At 47.5% G+C, this 19,236-nt stretch carries 16 protein-coding genes and 1 pseudogene; 11 read left to right on the forward strand and 6 right to left on the reverse strand.

What is annotated here, in order from left to right; all coding sequences use genetic code 11:
* Positions 1-6 precede the first annotated feature (6 nt).
* Positions 7-1,416: a M48 family metalloprotease gene (locus XMG48_RS02300; RefSeq protein ID WP_173480438.1), complete on the reverse strand. Its 1,410-nt coding sequence runs from the start codon at positions 1,414-1,416 to the stop codon at positions 7-9.
* Between the two features lie 75 nt (positions 1,417-1,491).
* On the opposite strand from XMG48_RS02300, the gene XMG48_RS02305 reads away from it, so the two are divergent.
* A complete protein-coding gene (locus XMG48_RS02305) occupies positions 1,492-1,728 on the forward strand; it encodes a sulfurtransferase TusA family protein (protein WP_173480439.1) in 237 nt (78 codons plus the stop codon).
* Between the two features lie 7 nt (positions 1,729-1,735).
* Entirely contained in the window at positions 1,736-2,809 is a 1,074-nt protein-coding gene (locus XMG48_RS02310) for an AI-2E family transporter (protein WP_173480440.1), read from the forward strand.
* Positions 2,810-2,864: 55 nt separating this feature from the next.
* On the opposite strand, the gene bcp is transcribed toward XMG48_RS02310, so the two are convergent.
* The gene (gene bcp / locus XMG48_RS02315; RefSeq protein ID WP_173480441.1) at positions 2,865-3,314 is read right to left on the reverse strand and encodes a thioredoxin-dependent thiol peroxidase; all 450 of its coding nucleotides are present in this window, start codon (positions 3,312-3,314) and stop codon (positions 2,865-2,867) included.
* A 153-nt stretch (positions 3,315-3,467) separates the two neighbouring features.
* Here bcp and dapA point away from each other — a divergent pair, with 153 nt between their 5' ends.
* The 3 genes from dapA to purC are packed head-to-tail and all read left to right on the forward strand — an operon-like array spanning position 3,468 to position 6,462.
* Entirely contained in the window at positions 3,468-4,343 is an 876-nt protein-coding gene (dapA, locus tag XMG48_RS02320) for a 4-hydroxy-tetrahydrodipicolinate synthase (protein ID WP_173480442.1), read from the forward strand.
* A gap of 10 nt (positions 4,344-4,353) precedes the next feature.
* Positions 4,354-5,712 carry an outer membrane protein assembly factor BamC gene (bamC, locus tag XMG48_RS02325; RefSeq protein ID WP_173480443.1) on the forward strand — a complete coding sequence of 453 codons (1,359 nt, stop codon included), beginning with the start codon at positions 4,354-4,356 and terminating at the stop codon, positions 5,710-5,712.
* Positions 5,713-5,751: 39 nt separating this feature from the next.
* Positions 5,752-6,462, forward strand: coding sequence for a phosphoribosylaminoimidazolesuccinocarboxamide synthase (gene purC, locus XMG48_RS02330; RefSeq protein WP_173480444.1), 711 nt, complete (start codon positions 5,752-5,754; stop codon positions 6,460-6,462).
* 52 nt (positions 6,463-6,514) lie between these two features.
* Here purC and XMG48_RS02335 read toward each other — a convergent pair whose 3' ends face one another.
* Genes XMG48_RS02335 through XMG48_RS02345 form a run of 3 tightly spaced genes read right to left on the reverse strand, consistent with a single transcriptional unit; the run spans position 6,515 to position 9,698 of the window.
* Entirely contained in the window at positions 6,515-7,147 is a 633-nt protein-coding gene (locus tag XMG48_RS02335; RefSeq protein ID WP_173480445.1) for an RluA family pseudouridine synthase, read from the reverse strand.
* Positions 7,144-8,493, reverse strand: coding sequence for a 23S rRNA (uracil(1939)-C(5))-methyltransferase RlmD (gene rlmD, locus XMG48_RS02340; RefSeq protein ID WP_173480446.1), 1,350 nt, complete (start codon positions 8,491-8,493; stop codon positions 7,144-7,146). Before rlmD ends, XMG48_RS02335 begins: the two co-directional genes overlap by 4 nt.
* Before the next feature lie 38 nt (positions 8,494-8,531).
* Entirely contained in the window at positions 8,532-9,698 is a 1,167-nt protein-coding gene (locus XMG48_RS02345; RefSeq protein ID WP_173480447.1) for a cation:proton antiporter, read from the reverse strand.
* Between the two features lie 137 nt (positions 9,699-9,835).
* Here XMG48_RS02345 and nfuA point away from each other — a divergent pair, with 137 nt between their 5' ends.
* The 3 genes from nfuA to XMG48_RS02360 all read left to right on the forward strand — a co-directional run bounded on the left by nfuA (position 9,836) and on the right by XMG48_RS02360 (position 13,699).
* On the forward strand, positions 9,836-10,432 hold the full coding sequence (gene nfuA, locus XMG48_RS02350) for a Fe-S biogenesis protein NfuA (protein ID WP_173480448.1): 597 nt from the start codon (positions 9,836-9,838) through the stop codon (positions 10,430-10,432).
* 419 nt (positions 10,433-10,851) lie between these two features.
* Complete coding sequence (gene lon / locus XMG48_RS02355; RefSeq protein ID WP_173480449.1) at positions 10,852-13,272, forward strand: endopeptidase La; 2,421 nt, start codon at positions 10,852-10,854, stop codon at positions 13,270-13,272.
* Between the two features lie 151 nt (positions 13,273-13,423).
* Complete coding sequence (locus tag XMG48_RS02360; protein WP_173480450.1) at positions 13,424-13,699, forward strand: HU family DNA-binding protein; 276 nt, start codon at positions 13,424-13,426, stop codon at positions 13,697-13,699.
* A gap of 702 nt (positions 13,700-14,401) precedes the next feature.
* Here the strand turns inward: XMG48_RS02360 and XMG48_RS02365 are convergent.
* A pseudogene (locus XMG48_RS02365) lies at positions 14,402-14,704 on the reverse strand (transposase); the annotation flags it as partial.
* Positions 14,705-15,264: 560 nt separating this feature from the next.
* Between XMG48_RS02365 and XMG48_RS02370 the strand changes: the two are divergent.
* The 3 genes from XMG48_RS02370 to XMG48_RS02380 all read left to right on the forward strand — a co-directional run bounded on the left by XMG48_RS02370 (position 15,265) and on the right by XMG48_RS02380 (position 19,228).
* Complete coding sequence (locus XMG48_RS02370; RefSeq protein WP_173480452.1) at positions 15,265-17,052, forward strand: acyl-CoA dehydrogenase C-terminal domain-containing protein; 1,788 nt, start codon at positions 15,265-15,267, stop codon at positions 17,050-17,052.
* A 120-nt stretch (positions 17,053-17,172) separates the two neighbouring features.
* Positions 17,173-17,490 (forward strand): SCP2 sterol-binding domain-containing protein, encoded by a 318-nt coding sequence (locus XMG48_RS02375; protein WP_173480453.1) that lies wholly within the window; start codon positions 17,173-17,175, stop codon positions 17,488-17,490.
* Positions 17,491-17,557: 67 nt separating this feature from the next.
* Positions 17,558-19,228: an AMP-binding protein gene (locus tag XMG48_RS02380; protein ID WP_173480454.1), complete on the forward strand. Its 1,671-nt coding sequence runs from the start codon at positions 17,558-17,560 to the stop codon at positions 19,226-19,228.
* Positions 19,229-19,236 lie beyond the last annotated feature (8 nt).

A 19,236-nucleotide genomic window follows, 5' to 3' on the forward strand; every position in this document is an offset into this window, starting at 1 on the left:
CAACCTTTATTTAAACAGTTCATCAAACCTCAGTTGGTCTGCTCGAATCTCTCTCTCCCTCTGTTCGAGCCAACCCAGTTGAACTCTATTGTTTCTAGCATCCCTGCGGGCAAACTCTACCTGTCTGAGCGCTAGATCAAACTCAGCTCGCTGAAAAAAGAACTCAATTCGGGTACGGTGAAGCTGCTCTATATCATTGATCAAGCCATATAGCTCGGCGAGATGGTAGAGAAACAGTGTATTGTTGGGGTGATCTCTAAGCAGTTTCCTGTAAAGGCTGATCGCTTGTAATACATTCCCCTGTTCTCTATAACTCTTGGCCAGTGTCGCTTGCACGGCAAAGTCATTAGGGTATAGATCCATCAGCTCTTCCATTAACGGCTCGGTTGGTTGCCCACTGAGAGAGAGTTCAGTTAAACGACTGAGTTGGACCCAAGGGTGTTGTTGCCAGCTTTTGGAGAGTGCCTCCCAGTGGTTTTGCGCTTCCTCGTTGTTATTCACAGAGAGCGCTTTTAAGTAGTGAGTAAAATGCTTGGCTGACTCATCTAATTCTGAGTTGTTGAATAACTGATTTTCAGCGCCATACTTAACGGCCGCTCTCGCTTTGGCAATCATAAAGTTTTGGTGGTCACGATGCTCTGTACTAGCGCTCGGTAAATTCATGGCACGGTTAGTGGAATCAGCGATTCGCGATTCAGTCACTGGATGGGTTCGTAAAAACTCGGGTACAGCGCTGCCCGAAAAACGATTGGCTTGCGCTAGCTGTGCAAACATCTGTGGCATAGCTTGAGGGTCATACCCTGCGGCAACCAGCGTGCGCATGCCTGCTTGGTCTGCATCAAGCTCATTTTGTCTACTGAAGCTAAGTCTTGCATTTTCTGAAGCTCCAATAGTGCCTTGAAGTGCGGCCGCTCCTGCGTTGGGGTTGATGCTAGAGAGTAAAATACTGCCGACGATGCCAGCTAATACTAGTGGTTGTCGCTTCTCGCTGGCCGCCTGTTGTTGTGCAAAGTGACGCTGACTTAAGTGGGCAAGCTCGTGAGCGATCACCGACATTAATTGATCTTCTGTCTCTGTTGCTAGCAGCAGACCCGCATTGATACCAATGATGCCACCCGGTGCGGCAAAGGCATTAACCTCCTGTTGGTCGATGACCAGGAGATCTAACCGCTTATCTTGTAGCTCAGAAAAGGGTGATAGGTACCACAGTCGATCCTTGAGATAGCTCTCGACAATCGGATCGTCCAGAAGCTGGGCTTGGGCTTTCATCATGCGCATCCAGGCCTGGCCAAGTGCTCGTTCTTGCTCAAGCTGATAGCTCGAGTTGGTGCTGCCTGCTAGGGAGGGCAGGTTCTCTGAGCCTTGCACGTTAAAGCAGATAAGGCTGGATAGTAGAATGATTAAAGGGGTTCGCATCAGAGGTAGCATAGCCTTTGTTCTGTATATCAGTTACATTGCGCCGATAGATTCGCTTTTTACACTGACTTTAGTATGACAGAGATTCACATTGATAAAAGAGTCGACGCGACCGGTTTAGCTTGTCCGCTGCCGTTATTGAAAGCCAAGCAGGCGCTGAACACCCTTGAAGTGGGGCAGGTCCTTGAGTTGATTGCGACGGATGCGGGTTCTGTACGTGACTTTAAAGCTTATGCTGATCTGTCGAATCATGAGTTGATCTCTACGACAGAGAACAACCAAACCTATATTCACCTTCTTCGCAGAGGTTAATTGAGCGATGCAAAAGATTTTTAGTAAATGGGTACAACGTTACTTCTCAAATGAGGAGGCACTGTTGCTGTTTTTACTGCTGTTTGTCTCTGGTTTGGTGATTTGGCACTTAGGTGGTGCGCTGATTCCGGTCTTTGCAGGGCTCATTCTTGCTTTCATGATGCAGGGCGGTGTCAATCGATTGAAAAGCATTGGCTTGGGTCACAAAAGTGCCGTTGCAACGATGTTTATCGCCTTTACCGGTTTTGTTGTAGCAATGTTCCTGTTCATTCTCCCTGCTGTTTGGACGCAGTTGGTGAACCTGTTCAATGAGCTGCCCGGCATGGTGACCAAGCTGCAGCAGGTATTGATGCTGCTCCCTCAGAACTACCCTGAATTGGTCTCTGCTGAACAGATTCGCAACCTTATCGGCACCGCTGCCGCTGAGCTGAGTCAGTTAGGGCAGTGGCTACTTAGCTTCTCGTTAAGCTCTCTAACGGGTGTGTTAACCGCGCTGATCTACTTCGTTTTGGTGCCTATTCTGGTGCTCTTCTTCCTGTTGGACGGTGATCGTTTGATCGCTGGTTGGACTGCATTTCTGCCTAAGAAGCGGGAGATGATGGATCAGGTCTGGAACGAGATGGACTCTCAGTTGGCTAACTATATCCGCGGTAAGGCGATTGAAATTTTAATCGTTGGTGTCGCTACCTTTATCTCTTTTGCACTGCTGGGTATCAACTATGCTGCGCTACTTGGTTTGTTGGTTGGTCTGTCGGTGTTGATTCCTTATATCGGTGCTGCGGTGGTGACTGTCCCAGTGGCGCTGATTGCCTTCTTTCAATGGGGCTGGAGCGATCAGTTTCTCTACCTAATGCTTGCCTATACGATCATTCAGGCGATCGATGGTAACGTGATTGTACCCTTGCTCTTTTCCGAAGCGGTTAATTTGCACCCGGTCTCTATCATTGTCGCTGTATTGGTGTTTGGAACGCTATGGGGGTTCTGGGGTGTGTTCTTTGCTATCCCGTTGGCGACTCTGGTTAAGTCGATCGTTTCAGCTTGGCCTACAGCGGATGAACTGCCCCCATCTGATGCAGGGTAAGTTGGATCGTCAATTTTAAAAAGAAGGGGTGCTGAGGCACCCCTTATCGTATCGATCAGTCGCCCAATATCTGAGCGGTGTGCTCTTTGGTTTTGACTTTGGCAATTACATCAGAAACCTTGCCCTGCTCATCGATGATGAAGGTGGTTCTGACCGTACCCATGTACTCTTTGCCGTAATTCTTTTTTAGCTGCCAGGTTCCGTAGAGTTCATGAACGGCATTGTCAGTATCGGCAATAAGTGGAAAGGGAAGATCATACTTTTCGATGAAGTTACGATGCTTGGCCTCTGAATCTGTGCTCACACCGATCACTTGATAGCCATTGTCCGCCAATCGCTCAATATTATCTCGCAGGTCGCAAGCTTGAGCGGTACAGCCAGGCGTGTTGTCACGAGGGTAGAAGTAGAGAACAACCTTTTTACCCTTGTACTGACTTAGCGTGATTGTCTCTCCATTCTGGTCCTTTGCTTCAAAGTCCGGAGCTGTTTGACCGACTTCAACCATCTTTATCTCCTAGTAATGCAATAAAAAGTTACTGTGCCTCTACGAATGTTACCCGGAAATCGTTTAAAATGGTTGGCTAAATAGTATTCTTGCTGATCATTAAAAGGATAACGCCTTAGAGATCAGCAACCGAGCCATAATAAGGTGAAATATATGATTCTTGGCAGCCTCGTTGCGCTGGTAACGCCGATGCACGATAACGGTGATATTGATTGGCAGGCTTTAGATCGCATTGTCGATATGCACATCGAACAGTGTACAGCCTCAATTGTTGCTGTGGGTACCTCTGGAGAGTCTGCGACACTGGATTATGATGAGCACCTAGAGGTGGTGGCTCGCGTTGTTGAGCGTTGTAAAGGCAAAATGCCGGTCATTGCCGGTACAGGCGCTAACTCTACTCGTGAAGCGATTGAGATGACTCGCGGTGCCAAAAATGCGGGTGCTGATGCCTGTCTTTTGGTGACCCCTTACTACAACAAACCGACTCAAGAAGGTCTCTACCAACACTACAAAGCGGTTGCTGAAGCCGTTGATATCCCTCAGATTCTCTACAATGTTCCCGGTCGTACGGCCTGTGATATGTTGCCAGAGACAACGCTTCGTCTGGCTGAGGTGAAAAATATCGTCGGAATCAAAGAGGCGACCGGTGATATCGAGCGTGCTCAATACCTGATCGATAACGCACCAGCCGACTTCGCAATCTACTCAGGCGATGATGCCACCGCGATCGAGCTCATTCTTGCTGGCGGTCACGGGAATATCTCTGTTACCGCTAACGCAGCGCCTAAGGCGATGGCCGAGTTATGCCAGCTCGGCTTGGATAAAAAGTTCGACGAAGCTCGAGCACTACAGCAGAAGCTGATGCCGCTGCATAAAGATCTATTTGTTGAATCCAACCCTATTCCAGTGAAATGGGCCATGTATGAGATGGGTTTGATTGGTCAGGGGATTCGTCTGCCTTTGACGCCGCTATCTGAAGAGAATCGCCCAACGGTTGTTGCTGCGCTGAAACAGACAGGTTTGATTTAAGGTCCCTACTATGAACGCTCGCTTTTGGATGCTGTGTGGAACGTTGGTTGTATCGGGTTGTACGATGCAGGATGCAATCAAGTCGAACCCGATATACGGCGAGAAGGGTGTTATCCGTGATCGCGGTCAAGAGTACGCTCTTGCACAGCCGGGTAAACGTCTTGTCATCCCTGAGGGTATCAATGCCAAGAGCACTGAAGATCTACTTCAGGTTCCTGAGATAAATGAATCAGAAGTCGTATCAAACGAACTGGTTCCAGAAGCGCCTCGCCCAGAGTTCTTTTTTGCCGTTGATGGCAATGATCGTGCATCGATTCGACCACTTGAAGGTGAGCGTGTCATTCTGGTCGATGAGCCGATTGACCAGGTGTGGGTTGAACTAAAGCCATTCTGGCAGGATGCCAACATCAACCTGGCCATTGCAGACCCAAAAACGGGCGTGATGGAATCTGAGTGGATAGAGGTTGCAGGCGAGGATCTTAACTACTTTCAGCGTCTATTGAATACCGTTAAGTTTAACTCTGAAGCAAATGAGCCCTCACTCAACAAACTGCGAGTGCGTTTGCGTCCTGACCCTGATAACACCGAGAGAACAGCCATCAGCATGGAGCATGCTCAGATTGCATTGAGTGCTGATAAGAGTGAACTTGATTGGAGCAGTGATGCGACTGAGTTGGCGTACTCTAATGAGATCATGTTTGCTATGTTGAACTACCTGGGTAAGGGGGATGTTGCTTCTACCGCGCCTACTCTATCTCAGTTCCAAACTGCCGACCGTTTAACGGCGACTATGGGGCGTGACTCACGTAACCGTCCCTTGTTGAATGTTAAAACCAGTGGTGATCAGGCTTGGGAACTTGTGAATAAAGCTCTTGATAGTGCCGGCGTCGACGTAGGTACTCGCGATCGAGACGAGGGTATCATCTATCTAACCTTTAAACAGACTGTAGCAGAAGAGAAACCTAAAGGTTTCTTGGAGTGGCTCCGTTCCAACGAGATGGGCCCTATCACTCTGGACACCGAACTGCTGTCAGGCAAAGCAACTGATGAGCAGCCCTCTGATGTGGTTTATAGTTCAGACCCCAATGCGATTGTCGCTGGTGCGCAAGCAACTCAGGAAGAGCTTCAGGCAATGGAAGGCTTTAAAGTTTGGATGGGCGGTCGAGTCGTTTATGTCTTTGGGCAAGATAACCAGAAGCGCCTAAACGATGCGACTGGTGAACTTGAGTTGATTAAACGTTTTCAGTTGAGCTTCAATCGTGCTCGTACTGGTGTTTTGTTGACGGTCAATGATGATAAAGGTAAGCCTGCTGACGCGGGTGGTGCTGAACAGCTTCTATGGTTGATTAAGGATAATCTGCCTCTTTGATTATAAGTTGCAATAGATGCAGCTGCTTTGGAGTTTTGAATGGAAAAGCGTGAAGAGCTATATGCCGGTAAAGCGAAATCGGTATTTACGACTGATAACCCAGATCTAATGATCATGGAGTTCAGAGACGATACCTCGGCGTTTGATGGCAAAAAGATGGAACAGCTTGATCGTAAAGGTATGGTCAATAATAAGTTCAACGCTTTTATTATGACGGCTCTTGCGAATGCGGGTATACCTACTCATTTCGTTGAGCTGCAGTCTGATAACGAATCTGTGGTAAAACGACTCGACATGATGCCTGTTGAGTGTGTTGTTCGTAATATCTCAGCGGGTTCGCTTTGTCGCCGTATCGGCGTCGAAGAGGGGCTGGAGCTGAATCCGCCGACCTTTGAACTATTTCTTAAGAACGACGCGTTGGGTGACCCGATGGTCAATGAGTCTCTTGTTGAGACCTTTGGTTGGGCTGAGCCTGCTCATCTAGCCACAGCAAAAGAACTGACCTTCAAAGTTAACGATGTGTTGAAGAAGATGTTTGATGATGCTGGTATGTTACTGGTGGATTACAAACTTGAGTTTGGCGTCTTCAATGGTGAAGTGTTATTAGGTGATGAGTTCTCTCCAGATGGCTGTCGTCTGTGGGATAAAGAGACCCGTGAAAAGATGGATAAAGACCGCTTCCGTCAGGGGCTGGGTGGTGTCATCGAAGCCTATGAAGAGGTGGGTCGCCGTCTTGGAATTACTTTTTAATTCCAATCAAAACGCATCAAGAAGCCGGCTTAATATGCCGGCTTTTTTGTCTTTAGAAGGGAGCGGGGGATGAAAAGCTCAGGCGTTCTCCAGAAATAGGGTGGTGAAGCTCAAGTAGGTCAGCGTGGAGCATCAGTCTATCTGAACAGGTCAACGCTTCCCCTTCAGCATATAGGTTGTCGCCTAATATTGGCTGACCCAGGTATTGGCAGTGGACTCTAAGCTGATGGGAACGCCCAGTAATCGGGTAGAGTGATAATCGAGTGGCTGTGTGCCCATTGATTAGCTCCAGGCCTCGGTTACGGTAGAAGGTGAGCGCATGCTTTCCCTGTTCGTGATCAATGATCTGAAGGGGACGGCGATCCCAGTCACAACGAAGGGGTTGTTCAACCCAGCCATCAGCTTGACTCATTTCGCCGCTGACTAGGGCGGCGTATCGTTTGAATGGAATACGATTTTGAAACTGTATGCTGAGCTCGCGATGAGTCATTTTTGAGCGAGCAAGCACCATCAGCCCTGACGTTGAACAGTCGAGACGATGCACGATCAACGCATCAGGCCACTGTTCAACGGCACGACTCCATAAGCAGTCTTGCTTATCCTCTCCTCGTCCGGGGACAGAGAGCATTTCAGCCGGTTTTTCTAAGATCAGCATATCCTGATCTTCATAGTGACACTGGATCATGGTGTCGGCTCAAACAGTGCAATTGATTCGACGTGATGAGTCTGCGGGAACATATCAGCGACTGTGAATCGCGTCATTGAAAAGCCAATATCAGACAGTGTTTTACTGTCGCGCACCAGCGACATTGGGTCACATGCGATGTAGAGGATGGCTCTTGCTCCAAGATTTTGCAGGTGAGGAATCAGGTCAGCCGCACCACTTCTTGGCGGATCAAGAAGAATAAGATCGTACGGGCTATTCAACCAAGCTGTCTCTGTATTGACGTTGCTAAGATCTGATTTGATGGATGTTAAGTTGTCGATCACATTGAGTGCTGCATTGGCTTGTGAGCGTTCGACCATAGCTGAAACGCCCTCAACTGCCACCACCTCTTTGGTCAGTTTTGCTAAAGGTAGGCTAAAGTTACCGAGCCCTGAGAAAAGATCGAGAAGACGATCCTCTTGCTTAGGCTTTAGCCACTCAATTGCGCACTCAATGAGAGCTTCGTTGACAGAAGCATTCACCTGTATAAAGTCATTGGTATCAAACTGATAACGGATATCACGCTGTCTATTGATGAACTCCGGCTCTTCAATGCTATTCAGAGTCAGGGTTTGATCATTAAAACTCACTCGTAAGTTGATGCCCTCAGTGACGGCTAGTGAGGTTAGGGCACCCATAATCTCGTCTGATGGGCGCTTTTTAGCACGTATCTCAACCGCCAGTAAGTTGTCGCCATCGCTCAAAGAGAGATGCGTTAATGTCTTAAGTTTATCCAGTCCATCCAGGCGTTCGCGCAGTGCGCCTAAAAAACGGTTACACCGATCGGTCAGGACGGGACAGCTAGGTATATCAATAAGCTTATTAGATTCAGAACGTCTAAAACCGATGATTAAATCACCACTTTCACGTTGATTAATACCGACACGAGCGGAGCGGCGGTAGTTGAGTTTTTGTTCCGAGACGATAGGGGGCTCAGTGATCTGTGGCTCAAGATTGGATTGACGCTTGAGTGTGCTGAGTATCTGATCACGCTTCAATTCTACTGCACGCTCAGGGTCTAAATGCTGAAGATCACAGCCACCGCACTCACCAGCATATTCACAGCTAGGTTGGATGCGGGCATCTGAACTCGTTTGAATCTCAGTTACAACCGCCTCATCAAAGCGCTTACCTGCTTTAGTTAAGGTAGCACTGACCGTTTCACCCGGCAGTGCTCCCTGGATAAACAGTGCCTTGCCGTCGACTCTTGCGACTCCGCGACCTTCCAAAGAGAGAGATTCAATCTGAATACTCTCTGGTAGGGGGTGAGTGGCTTTTGCAGGGGCCTTTTTAGGGCCGCCATATCTAACGGTGCGTCTGCGCATGGTAACTTAATACTCTTAAATGTGGGTTTTTTGGCCCATTAATCTTTTCTAAGCGAATCTTTAACCGCGATTGGTGATGGGTAGTTAAAGATGACGATGTAGGTCGATAACAGAAAGCTTAAAATAGCGGTGGCCTGAATAACGTGGGACGCCTCAGTGCCAATTAAACCACCTGCAAAAGCGAGATAGGCGATCAGTAGCGAAAACTCAGAGATTTGTCCCAAACGAAAGCCTATCTCCCAACCCGTCGATGGAGATTCGGAGATACGGCCTAAAAGAAGTCGGAAAACAACCGGTTTTAGCAGCAGAACGGCGATGGTTAAGATCAGCGCAGGTACTATGATTAATCCAATTAGATTTAAATTGAAGCTGGCGCCGACTGAGAAGAAAAATAGAATTAGGAAAAAATCGCGCAACGGTTTTAGATTGGTTGCGATGTATTGCGAAATTGGGCTGGTTGCCAGAGCAATGCCCGCGATAAAGGCACCCATTTCCGCCGATAGGCCACCCAGTTTTGCCGCCTCTGCCATGCCAAGACACCAGCCAATCGCCACTAAGAAAATGTATTCATGAAAACGGTCAAACTTCATCAGTAAGGGCAAAATGACATAGCGAACGCCTGCCCATGCAAAAATACCCAATGCCGGTAGTGCGATGGCCGATTTGACGAAACTGCTCATCGGATCGCTGTCACCTCCCGAGTTGAGTATCAACAGTACAATAATGGCGATCACGTCCTGCAACAGTAGAAGACCGACGACCAGTTCTCCGGTGTGTTTGTGGTGTAGGACGGTCGTGGGTAGCAGCTTAATCCCTATGATCGTGCTGGAGAACATCACTGCAGCACCGATGATAACTGACTCAGCCTGACTGAATCCAAACAGGCTACCCACGCTAAAACCTAAGCCTAAGAACAGTGCCGAACTGGCAATCGCCACCAGTGTTGCCTTCTTGAGCATATGGATCAGATGGGCAGGCTGCATATCCAAACCCAGTAAGAACAGCAGAAAGATAATGCCGATATGAGCGATATCGCTGAGTAGATTAGTATCGGAGACCAGTTCAAGACCGTAAGGTCCGAGCAGTGCCCCAAGCACAATATAAGCAACAAGCAAGGGCTGGCGTGTAAACAGTGCTACAGATGCTAGCACCGCTGCGCCGGTAAAAATAAGAAAGAAAGATGTAAACAGACTGTGCTCTAGCATGAGTGCTCTCCGGTGGATGAGCAAATTGTAACAAGTGAGAGAGAAAATCGTTACGTTTAAATAATTGAGTGTTTTACTCGGAATTAATAACTCGCTATCCTATAGCGCATTATCGGTACGACTACTGGAGAGTTTTGATGTTAAATATTGAAGTGACAGAAGGTGCACAAGGTTACCTTGCCGAGCTTCTAGAGAAGCAGAACGTTGAAGGCATTGCGGTCCGTCTGTTTGTGACACAACCGGGCACAACCTATGCGGAAACTTGTCTAGCTTACTGCCGTCCTGATGAGGTCAATGATGAGGACGAGGTGATGCAGCTTGAACAGGTTCGCTTCTACATTGAGAAGAACAGCATTCCCTACCTTGATGAAGCGTTTATTGACTATGCTACTGATCGTATGGGCGGTCAGTTAACGATTAAAGCGCCGAATGCCAAAGTGCCTAAGGTGTCTGCCGACAGCCCAATCGAAGAGCAGATTAACTACATTCTCTACTCAGAGGTTAATCCCGGTCTAGCTTCACACGGTGGCGAAGTTAAGCTCGAAGAGGTCTCTGAAGAGGAGGCTGGACTTGTCGCTATCCTTCGTTTCGGTGGTGGTTGTCAGGGTTGTAGTGCCGTTGATATGACCCTAAAAGACGGTGTTGAGGCGACTTTAATTGAAAAAGTACCTGGTCTGGTCGGAGTTCGAGATGTCACAGATCACAGCCAGCGTGAACAGGCTTACTATAAATAACGTGAGATTGTTAACTAGACACCCAAAGCGCCTCATTAGAGGCGTTTTTCAATTTGTGGGCTGTTCTAGGGAGCTTACGAATAAGTCCATGACATCTCAGGCTTACAATCAAATTCAGCATCAAGGCGTGTTTTCGAAGGCCTAGCGGGCTAAGTCGAGAAAGCACAACGAAGAGGATGGGTTTGATTGTAAGCCCCGTAGGGCGCGACGTGAAACATCCATCTACAGCGTTGGATCGCTTATTAAGGACGACGGCCATTAATTGCTCAATCCGCCTCGTATCTGAATGTTTCAGATCGCGCTGAGAAATTATGGACTTGTTCGTAGGCTCCCTTGCTTGCATTTTCGTAACGGATCCCCATAAATGACTTATAGTCAGTTTATAGATCGGTAAAAGATTCACTATAGAGGTATGCATCATGGAAAATAATCAGAGCAGTGTTCAAATTGAACTACCGGTTCTCCCGCTTCGAGACGTAGTTGTATACCCTCACATGGTCATCCCTCTGTTTGTTGGGCGCGAAAAGTCGATCCAAGCTTTGGAAGAGGCGATGCAGCGTGACAAACAGATTCTGTTAGTTGCACAACGCAGTGCCTCTGAAGATGAGCCTAAGATGGATCATCTTTTTCATACAGGCACGGTCGCGACCATACTGCAAATGCTTAAGCTTCCCGACGGCACTGTAAAAGTGTTAGTTGAAGGTGAGTATCGAGCTTCTATTAGTGACTTCTTTGAAGAGGCGGAGCACTATGCGGCTCACCTTCAAGTGCTTGAAGAGGAGGAGGTTGCCCAGTCTGAGGCTGAGCTCTACAAGCGTTCGACGCTGGAACAGTTCGAGAAGTACATCCAAGTTAACAAAAAGATCCCCAATGAGGTCATGACCTCGTTGAATAACATCGATGAGCCAAGTCGTTTGGCCGATACGATCGCGGCTCATATGTCGCTTAAGCTTGATCAAAAACAGTCCATTCTCGAAATGCTGGATGCGAAAGCTCGCTTAGAGCATTTGATGTCACTAATGGAGTCTGAAATTGATCTAGTCGAGGTTGAAAAGCGCATTCGCGGTCGTGTGAAGAAACAGATGGAGAAGAGTCAGCGCGAGTACTATCTGAATGAGCAGATGAAAGCGATTCAGAAGGAGCTGGGTGATCTGGATGAGAATGGCGGTGGAGAGCTCGACGAGCTAGAAAAACGCATTGATGAAGCGGGTATGCCGCAAGAAGCGTTGGATAAAACTAAAGCTGAGTTCAATAAGCTAAAAATGATGTCACCAATGAGCGCTGAGGCGACCGTTGTTCGTGGCTACATCGATTGGATGCTACAGATTCCTTGGAGCAAACGCTCTAAAGTTCGTCTGGATATGAAGCGTGCTTCAGCAGTATTGGATAAAGATCACTTTGGCTTGGATGAGGTCAAAGAGCGTATTCTTGAGTACCTAGCGGTACAGAAGCGTGTACGTCAGCTGCGTGGTCCAATTCTCTGTTTAGTCGGACCTCCTGGCGTCGGTAAAACCTCTTTAGGGCGTTCTATCGCCCGAGCGACCAATCGTGAATACATCCGTATGGCGCTGGGTGGTGTGCGAGATGAAGCCGAGATTCGTGGTCACCGTCGAACCTACATTGGCTCTATGCCAGGTAAGCTAGTTCAGAAGATGGCCAAAGTCGGTGTTAAAAACCCGCTATTCCTTCTTGATGAGATCGATAAGATGGGTATGGATCAGCGTGGCGACCCTGCATCTGCTCTACTAGAAGTGCTGGACCCTGAGCAGAACAGCACCTTCAATGATCACTACCTAGAGGTGGATTATGATCTCTCTGAAGTGTTGTTTGTCTGTACCTCTAACTCGATGAACATTCCGGGTCCATTGTTGGATCGTATGGAGATTATTCGCATCCCGGGTTACACAGAGGATGAAAAGCTGAACATCGCACGTCGCTATTTGATCCCTAAACAGATCAAACAGAATGGCCTTAAGGTGAAAGAGTTGGAGATTGATGATTCAGCGATCATCGATATGATTCGATACTACACCCGTGAAGCGGGTGTGCGTGGCCTTGAACGAGAAGTGGCTAAAGTCGCTCGTAAAGTCGTTAAAGAGATTGCGCTCGGTGAATCAACCGCTAAATCCGTTCTTGTGAACAGTGATAACCTTGAGCACTACCTTGGGGTTCAGAAGTTTAACTTTGGCCGTGCAGAAGATGAGCATCAGGTGGGTCAAGTAACAGGGTTGGCTTGGACGCAAGTCGGTGGTGATATTCTGACCATTGAGAGTGCAGTAGTTCCAGGTAAAGGCCGTCAGGTTTTGACAGGCTCATTAGGCGATGTCATGAAAGAGTCGATCCAAGCCGCTTTGACGGTCGTTCGGAATCGCGCTCAGTCTCTAGGCATCGCACCCAACTTCCATGAAAAACAGGATATTCATATCCACGTTCCTGAAGGCGCAACACCAAAAGATGGTCCCAGTGCCGGTATCGGTATGTGTACGACTCTTGTTTCAGCGTTGACAGGGATTCCTGTTCGCTCAGATGTGGCCATGACGGGTGAGATTACTCTACGAGGTCAGGTTCTTCCTATCGGTGGTCTCAAAGAGAAGCTACTTGCTGCGCACCGCGGTGGTATTAAAACAGTGCTGATTCCAGAAGAGAATCGCCGAGATCTGAAAGAGATTCCAGATAATATTAAGGCAGATTTAGAGATTAAGCCGGTTAAATGGATTGATCAGGTGTTGGAAGTTGCATTAGTAGAGCAGCCTGTTCCATTGGATGATGCCGAAATTGAAGAGCTAACCAATGAGACTAAAGGTAAAAAATTAACTACGGGGTCAAGAACGGCACACTAGACTTAAGTGTCAATTTTATGAAACTCGCTGAAAACACCGTATTTTCTGGGTTTTTAATGTTGACACTGGTTTTAAACAGTTGGTATAAAGTGTTTACGGTTATTTCATAACACAAAACAAACAAAACATACTCTCTATTAAGGGGCACAACGTGAACAAATCAGAACTTATCGATTCTATTGCTGCATCTGCAGATCTTCCAAAAGCAGCTGCTGGCCGCGCTCTAGACGCCGCTCTAGAAGCAATCACTGGCGCACTAGCTAAAGGCGACTCAGTTGCACTAGTTGGTTTTGGTACTTTCGGTGTTAAAGAGCGTGCTGCTCGTACGGGTCGTAACCCACAGACTGGTCAGCCAATCCAGATCTCTGCAGCAACTCTTCCATCTTTCAAGCCAGGTAAGGCTCTGAAAGATGCCGTGAATAAATAAGAAACTGTTTCAATAGCTGTTGATAGATTTCCAAAGGCTCCTGTTCATAGGAGCCTTTTTTGTTTCTTGCCTTTCTTGTTCTAAATTGAAGTGTTTCATTCTTCAATCGAAGTAAAAATATTCGTTCATAAACCGATCGTTTCAAATAATTTCTTAATTTTATACTAAGCTGTCTTAATCGAATCGTTTAATAAACAGGGTGTTTCATTAGATGGCAGAGATCAAAATTGAGGATGTTAGATTTGAAAAACTAGGTGGTATCACCTTACCAATTGTGATGGTAGGCGGTCTTGTTGATCCGCTAGCGGCTTCTTATACTTTGCAGAGGTTCCAATCAGGAAAGCGGGTTAATACTGTTAGAACGGATCAGCGAGCGATTCAACACCTCTATCGCTTCTATGATGAGCGTTCATTGAATTTTAAAGAGGAACTTAGGAAGCTTAAGCCGTTAACGGCAGGAGAAATTGAAGAATATTCTTCATCATGCAGTGTAAATTCGGTTACGGGTGAGCTTTATAGTTCTAGTTGGTATGCAATTCGTTTTCTAGGGGCTGAACGTTATCTAAAGTTTGTTTGGATGTTTTATCAATCATTAGAACATGACCCGGAGAAGCTATTAGTCAGTGAAAAGCATTGGGAAAGAATGAAAAGGGGATTTTCCCTTTATGCCAAGGCACCCTATAACTCTGATGGGAAGATGAAGGTAGCCGCTTCACAGATCGCCTCAGCATCATTGCGATCGTTCTTATCACTTTTACGATACGGCGCTACAAACTGGGGTGCCATCATGCGAACTTCATGTCCGAGCTTCTGAAGCTCTCTGGCCCAGTAGTGTGCCCCTCCGCAACTTTCCATGCCCACAATACAGGGCTCCTGTTGAGCGAAAAACTCTAATACCTTGGCGCGCTTGATCGTTTTCCGTACAACAGGCTTTTCTTGGTGATCGACAGCAAAAACTTCAAAGACGTTTTTGGCCAAATCGAAACCGATACGTATACTTTTCATGGTGGACTCCTGCTATTCGATTGATTATCTCACCTTCAATGTGGCACAAGATGCCGGGATTGGGGGAGTCCATCCCATTTCCCTAAGCTAGTGGAGCTTTTTCATTTTGCTTCCAGCTTTGTTGGTGTGGTTTCTATGCTGTTATCGGTTGTTTTTGGTTCCCTGATCGAGCAGTTATATAACCAGACGCTTCTGCCGTTGGTTGTTTTTTTTTTTGCTCTTATCGATTTGCTCCTATGCCGTCACTTGTTGGGCAGTTTGTCATAGGACTGGCGAATAGCTCCTCCCGGGTAAAAACATCTTCTGATTGAAATTGTCATTTTCTTTGGCTGTTTATGTAAGTAAACAGCCCCTCAATCCCTCGTAATTCTTGGCTTTAATGGTTTCTGAAATCTTTTGTCAGTAAAACTGGTGGGTTTTGTCATTGGCGGATCATGCCCTTTGAACCAAGCTTAATAAAACCAATAAAGCTTAGTTGGACCAGTAAAAAGGTTCAGCGGAACTATCAGTATTACCCTCTAAGAACTGGTAGTCATAACAAGAATGATGAGGATGATGTAATGCCAGAATATAAAGCGCCACTTCGTGACATGGATTTTGTGCTGAACGAAGTATTGAATGCAGAGCAGCACTATCAGAGCCTGCCTGGGTGCGAAGATGCGACTCCGGATATGGTGTCTGCGATCATGGAAGAGGGTGCTAAATTCGCGGAGCGTGTTCTTTCACCATTGAATCAGATTGGTGACCAGCAGGGCTGCCAGTGGAGTGATGGTGCAGTAACGACTCCAGAAGGATTTAAAGATGCCTATCAGCAGTTTGTTGAAGGTGGTTGGCCATCGCTGGCTCATGAAGAGGAGTGGGGTGGTCAGGGCTTGCCTGAATCCATCGGTATCATCATCAACGAAATGGTGGGTACAGCCAACTGGTCCTGGAGTATGTATCCGGGTCTGAGTCATGGTGCGATGAATACGCTGGATGCTCACGGCACCGATGAGCAGAAAGAAACTTATCTGACCAAACTGGTGTCTGGTGAGTGGACCGGCACGATGTGCCTGACTGAGCCTCACTGTGGTACCGATCTGGGTATGCTACGAACTAAAGCAGAGCCTCAGGAAGATGGCAGCTACAAACTAAGCGGCACCAAAATCTTCATCTCGGCCGGTGATCACGATATGGCAGACAACATTGTGCATATCGTACTGGCACGTCTTCCGGATGCACCTGAAGGCACTAAAGGTATATCCCTGTTTATTGTGCCTAAACATCTTCCACAGTCTCTGGGTGAGAACAACGGTGTGTCCTGCGGTTCGCTTGAACACAAGATGGGCATTCACGGTAACGCAACCTGTGTCATGAACTTTGATGATGCAACAGGTTATCTGATTGGTCCGCCAAACAAAGGTCTGAACTGTATGTTCACCTTTATGAATACTGCACGTCTGGGTACCGCATTGCAGGGCCTGGCTCATGCCGAATGGGGTTTCCAGAACTCTCTGGTCTACGCAAAAGACCGTTTGCAGATGCGTTCATTGAATGGTCCTGCAAGCCCGGATAAACCTGCCGATCCAATCATTGTTCACCCTGAAGTGCGTAAGATGTTGCTGACCCAGAAAGCCTTTGCAGAGGGTGGTCGGGCATTAATCTATTACTGTGCACAGCTCGTAGACCAGGTGAAGCTGACAGAAGGTGAGGAAAAAGAGAAAGCAGATGCGCTGCTCGCATTCCTGACACCAATTGCCAAAGCCTTCCTGACTGAAGTGGGTTTCGAATCCGCTAACCACGGTTTGCAGGTCTTTGGTGGTCACGGCTTTATCTCCGAATGGGGTATGGAGCAAAACGTACGTGATAGCCGCATATCAATGTTGTATGAGGGCACCACACAGATTCAGGCGCTGGACCTGTTGGGTCGCAAAGTGCTGATGTCTCAGGGTGAGTCTCTGAAAGGCTTTACCAAAATCGTACACAAGTTCTGTCAGGCTGAATCAGATAACACTGAACTGCAGGCGTTCATCAAACCTCTGGTTGAACTGAACAAAGAGTGGGGTGAACTCACTATGCAGATCGGTATGAAAGCAATGCAGAACCGAGATGAAGTGGGAGCTGCTTCGGTGGATTACCTTATGTACTCCGGCTATGTGGTACTGGGTTATTTCTGGGCTCGAATGGTAAAAGTGGCTCAGGAAAAACTGGCTGCAGGCGAGGGTGATCAGGCGTTCTACGAAGCCAAACTGGCAACCGCTAAATTCTACTTCGAACGCATCCTGCCGCGCACACGTTCTCTGGTGGTAACTATGCAGTCAGGCTCAGATAACCTGATGGCACTGGATCAAGAGAAGTTTGCGTTTTAGGGCGGCAGTATGAAAAGAGTTCTGAACAACCCAGTAGGCCGCACAATGTTGCGCGGCCTGCTCAAACTGAACGCCAAACGTTATCAACTTAAAAATAAAAACAGTTCCGGGAGTACACAAATGGCTGATATGAATTCAATCTTTACCGAAATGAAAAGTCGCTTTAATGCAGATGCTGCAGCGGGCACAGATGCAGTGTTCCAGTATGAAATCAGTGACGGTGGTGAATGGTTTGTAACTGTACAGGACGGCAGTTGCGAAGTGACAGAAGGTAGTAATGATGATGCGACCGTTACCCTGCGAATGGACACTGAAACACTTGAAGAGGTGATGTCAGGAGAAACTGACGGCATGCAGGCGTTTATGAGTGGCCGTATCCAGGCAGATGGCGATATTATGCTGGCAACTAAACTGGCTGCGATTTTCCCTGTAGCCTAAAATTTATTACAACAAATAAATTTGAACCTTCAGGTTCTCTATAAGAATAACTATTGAGGAGCCCACGATGGTGCAGCAGCTACCTGCGGCGGATACTATTCCGGCTGATATAAATTCATATGGCTTTCAGACCGTACCCGATGTCCTGCGGTACAGTGTCGAAAAATATGCAGCGCGCCCTGCATTCACCAGCTTTGGACGTACCATCGATTACCAGGAGCTGGATGAGTTATCGGATGCGTTTGCAGTCTATCTACAAAAAGAAACCAGTCTTCAGCCCGGTGACCGCGTCGCTATCCAGCTACCCAACCTGATTCAATACCCTATTGTGCTGTTTGGCATTCTCAAAGCGGGGCTGGTGGTTGTGAATACCAACCCGCTTTATACCTCCAATGAGATGGAACATCAGTTTTGTGATTCCGGTGCCAAGGCGCTGATCATTCACAAAAGCATGGCGCACAAAGCAGAAAAAATATTGCAGAACACCGCCATTGAACATCTGATCGTGACGCAGGTGGGAGACCTGCATGATTTCATTAAGCGTAATCTGCTTAATGCAGCCGTTAAATATCTCAAGAAAATGGAGCCGGATTACAACCTTCCTCAGGCCGTGCCACTGCGTAAGGCTTTAATGCAGTATGTGGGTGAATCACCCGAAGCAGTTGAGGTAAAAACGGCGGATGTTGCCGTGTTGCAGTACACCGGGGGTACAACTGGCGTGTCCAAGGGTGCGGTACTCACTCATGCAAACCTGATTTCCAATATGCTGCAAGCTGAAGAGCGTTTGGTCGTGCCGGGTGTGAACTGGGCTGAAACCGTTATTTCACCGCTGCCTCTTTATCATATCTATGCCTTTACGGTTGCCCAGGTGGTCTCCCTGTTGGGTGGTCACAGCGTACTTATTCCAAATCCGCGTGATATTCCGGGTTTTGTTAAGGAGATGGGCAAGTGGAATATGAGTACCTTTGTGGGCTTGAACACTTTGTTTGTTGCACTCTGCAATAACGAGGATTTTCCAAATCTGGATTTCAGCAGCCTTAAATTCACCGCATCCGGTGGCATGGCCCTGAATCCATCAACCGCAGCTTTGTGGAAAGAAAAAACCGGCTGCGAAATCATTGAAGGATACGGTCTGACCGAAACTTCTCCAGCCGTATGCTTCAACGATCCAAACCAGACTCATTTGGGCACTATTGGTAAACCAATGGTACATACCGATCTGCGTCTGATTGGCACAGATGGCGAGGATGTGCCAAATGGTGAAGCGGGTGAACTTTGCGTCAAAGGGCCGCAGGTAATGCGTGGTTACTGGCAACGTGAACGCGAAACCAGCTCCGCATTCACAGATGATGGTTACTTCATTACTGGTGATATCGCGACCCGGGATGATGAAGGCTATATCCGCATTGTGGATCGTGCCAAAGATATGATTCTGGTATCCGGCTTCAATGTTTATCCAAACGAAGTTGAAGATACTCTGACCCTGCACCCGGATATCGTTGAGTGTGCCGCCATTGGTGTACCTGATGATATATCGGGAGAAGTAGTGAAAGTCTTTGTTGTATCCAGTAATCCATCTCTTACCGCAGAAGAAGTGCGCGGATGGTGTAAGGATAAGCTGAGCCGCTACAAGGTCCCTAAACAGGTTAAGTTTGCACAGGAACTGCCCAAATCCAATGTAGGCAAAGTTCTGCGTCGAATGCTGAGAACACCTGAAACTAAATCTGATGCTGCCTGAATAGCGAG

The organism is Marinobacterium sp. xm-g-48, from assembly GCF_013282925.1.
Taxonomy (GTDB): domain Bacteria; phylum Pseudomonadota; class Gammaproteobacteria; order Pseudomonadales; family Balneatricaceae; genus Marinobacterium_E.

Coding starts and splice junctions, on each gene's coding strand:
- XMG48_RS02300 (WP_173480438.1), bottom strand. CDS start 1,416: ATGCGAACCCCTTTAATCATTCTACTATCCAGCCTTATCTGCTTTAAC.
- XMG48_RS02305 (WP_173480439.1), top strand. CDS start 1,492: ATGACAGAGATTCACATTGATAAAAGAGTCGACGCGACCGGTTTAGCT.
- XMG48_RS02310 (WP_173480440.1), top strand. CDS start 1,736: ATGCAAAAGATTTTTAGTAAATGGGTACAACGTTACTTCTCAAATGAG.
- bcp (WP_173480441.1), bottom strand. CDS start 3,314: ATGGTTGAAGTCGGTCAAACAGCTCCGGACTTTGAAGCAAAGGACCAG.
- dapA (WP_173480442.1), top strand. CDS start 3,468: ATGATTCTTGGCAGCCTCGTTGCGCTGGTAACGCCGATGCACGATAAC.
- bamC (WP_173480443.1), top strand. CDS start 4,354: ATGAACGCTCGCTTTTGGATGCTGTGTGGAACGTTGGTTGTATCGGGT.
- purC (WP_173480444.1), top strand. CDS start 5,752: ATGGAAAAGCGTGAAGAGCTATATGCCGGTAAAGCGAAATCGGTATTT.
- XMG48_RS02335 (WP_173480445.1), bottom strand. CDS start 7,147: ATGATCCAGTGTCACTATGAAGATCAGGATATGCTGATCTTAGAAAAA.
- rlmD (WP_173480446.1), bottom strand. CDS start 8,493: ATGCGCAGACGCACCGTTAGATATGGCGGCCCTAAAAAGGCCCCTGCA.
- XMG48_RS02345 (WP_173480447.1), bottom strand. CDS start 9,698: ATGCTAGAGCACAGTCTGTTTACATCTTTCTTTCTTATTTTTACCGGC.
- nfuA (WP_173480448.1), top strand. CDS start 9,836: ATGTTAAATATTGAAGTGACAGAAGGTGCACAAGGTTACCTTGCCGAG.
- lon (WP_173480449.1), top strand. CDS start 10,852: ATGGAAAATAATCAGAGCAGTGTTCAAATTGAACTACCGGTTCTCCCG.
- XMG48_RS02370 (WP_173480452.1), top strand. CDS start 15,265: ATGCCAGAATATAAAGCGCCACTTCGTGACATGGATTTTGTGCTGAAC.
- XMG48_RS02375 (WP_173480453.1), top strand. CDS start 17,173: ATGGCTGATATGAATTCAATCTTTACCGAAATGAAAAGTCGCTTTAAT.
- XMG48_RS02380 (WP_173480454.1), top strand. CDS start 17,558: ATGGTGCAGCAGCTACCTGCGGCGGATACTATTCCGGCTGATATAAAT.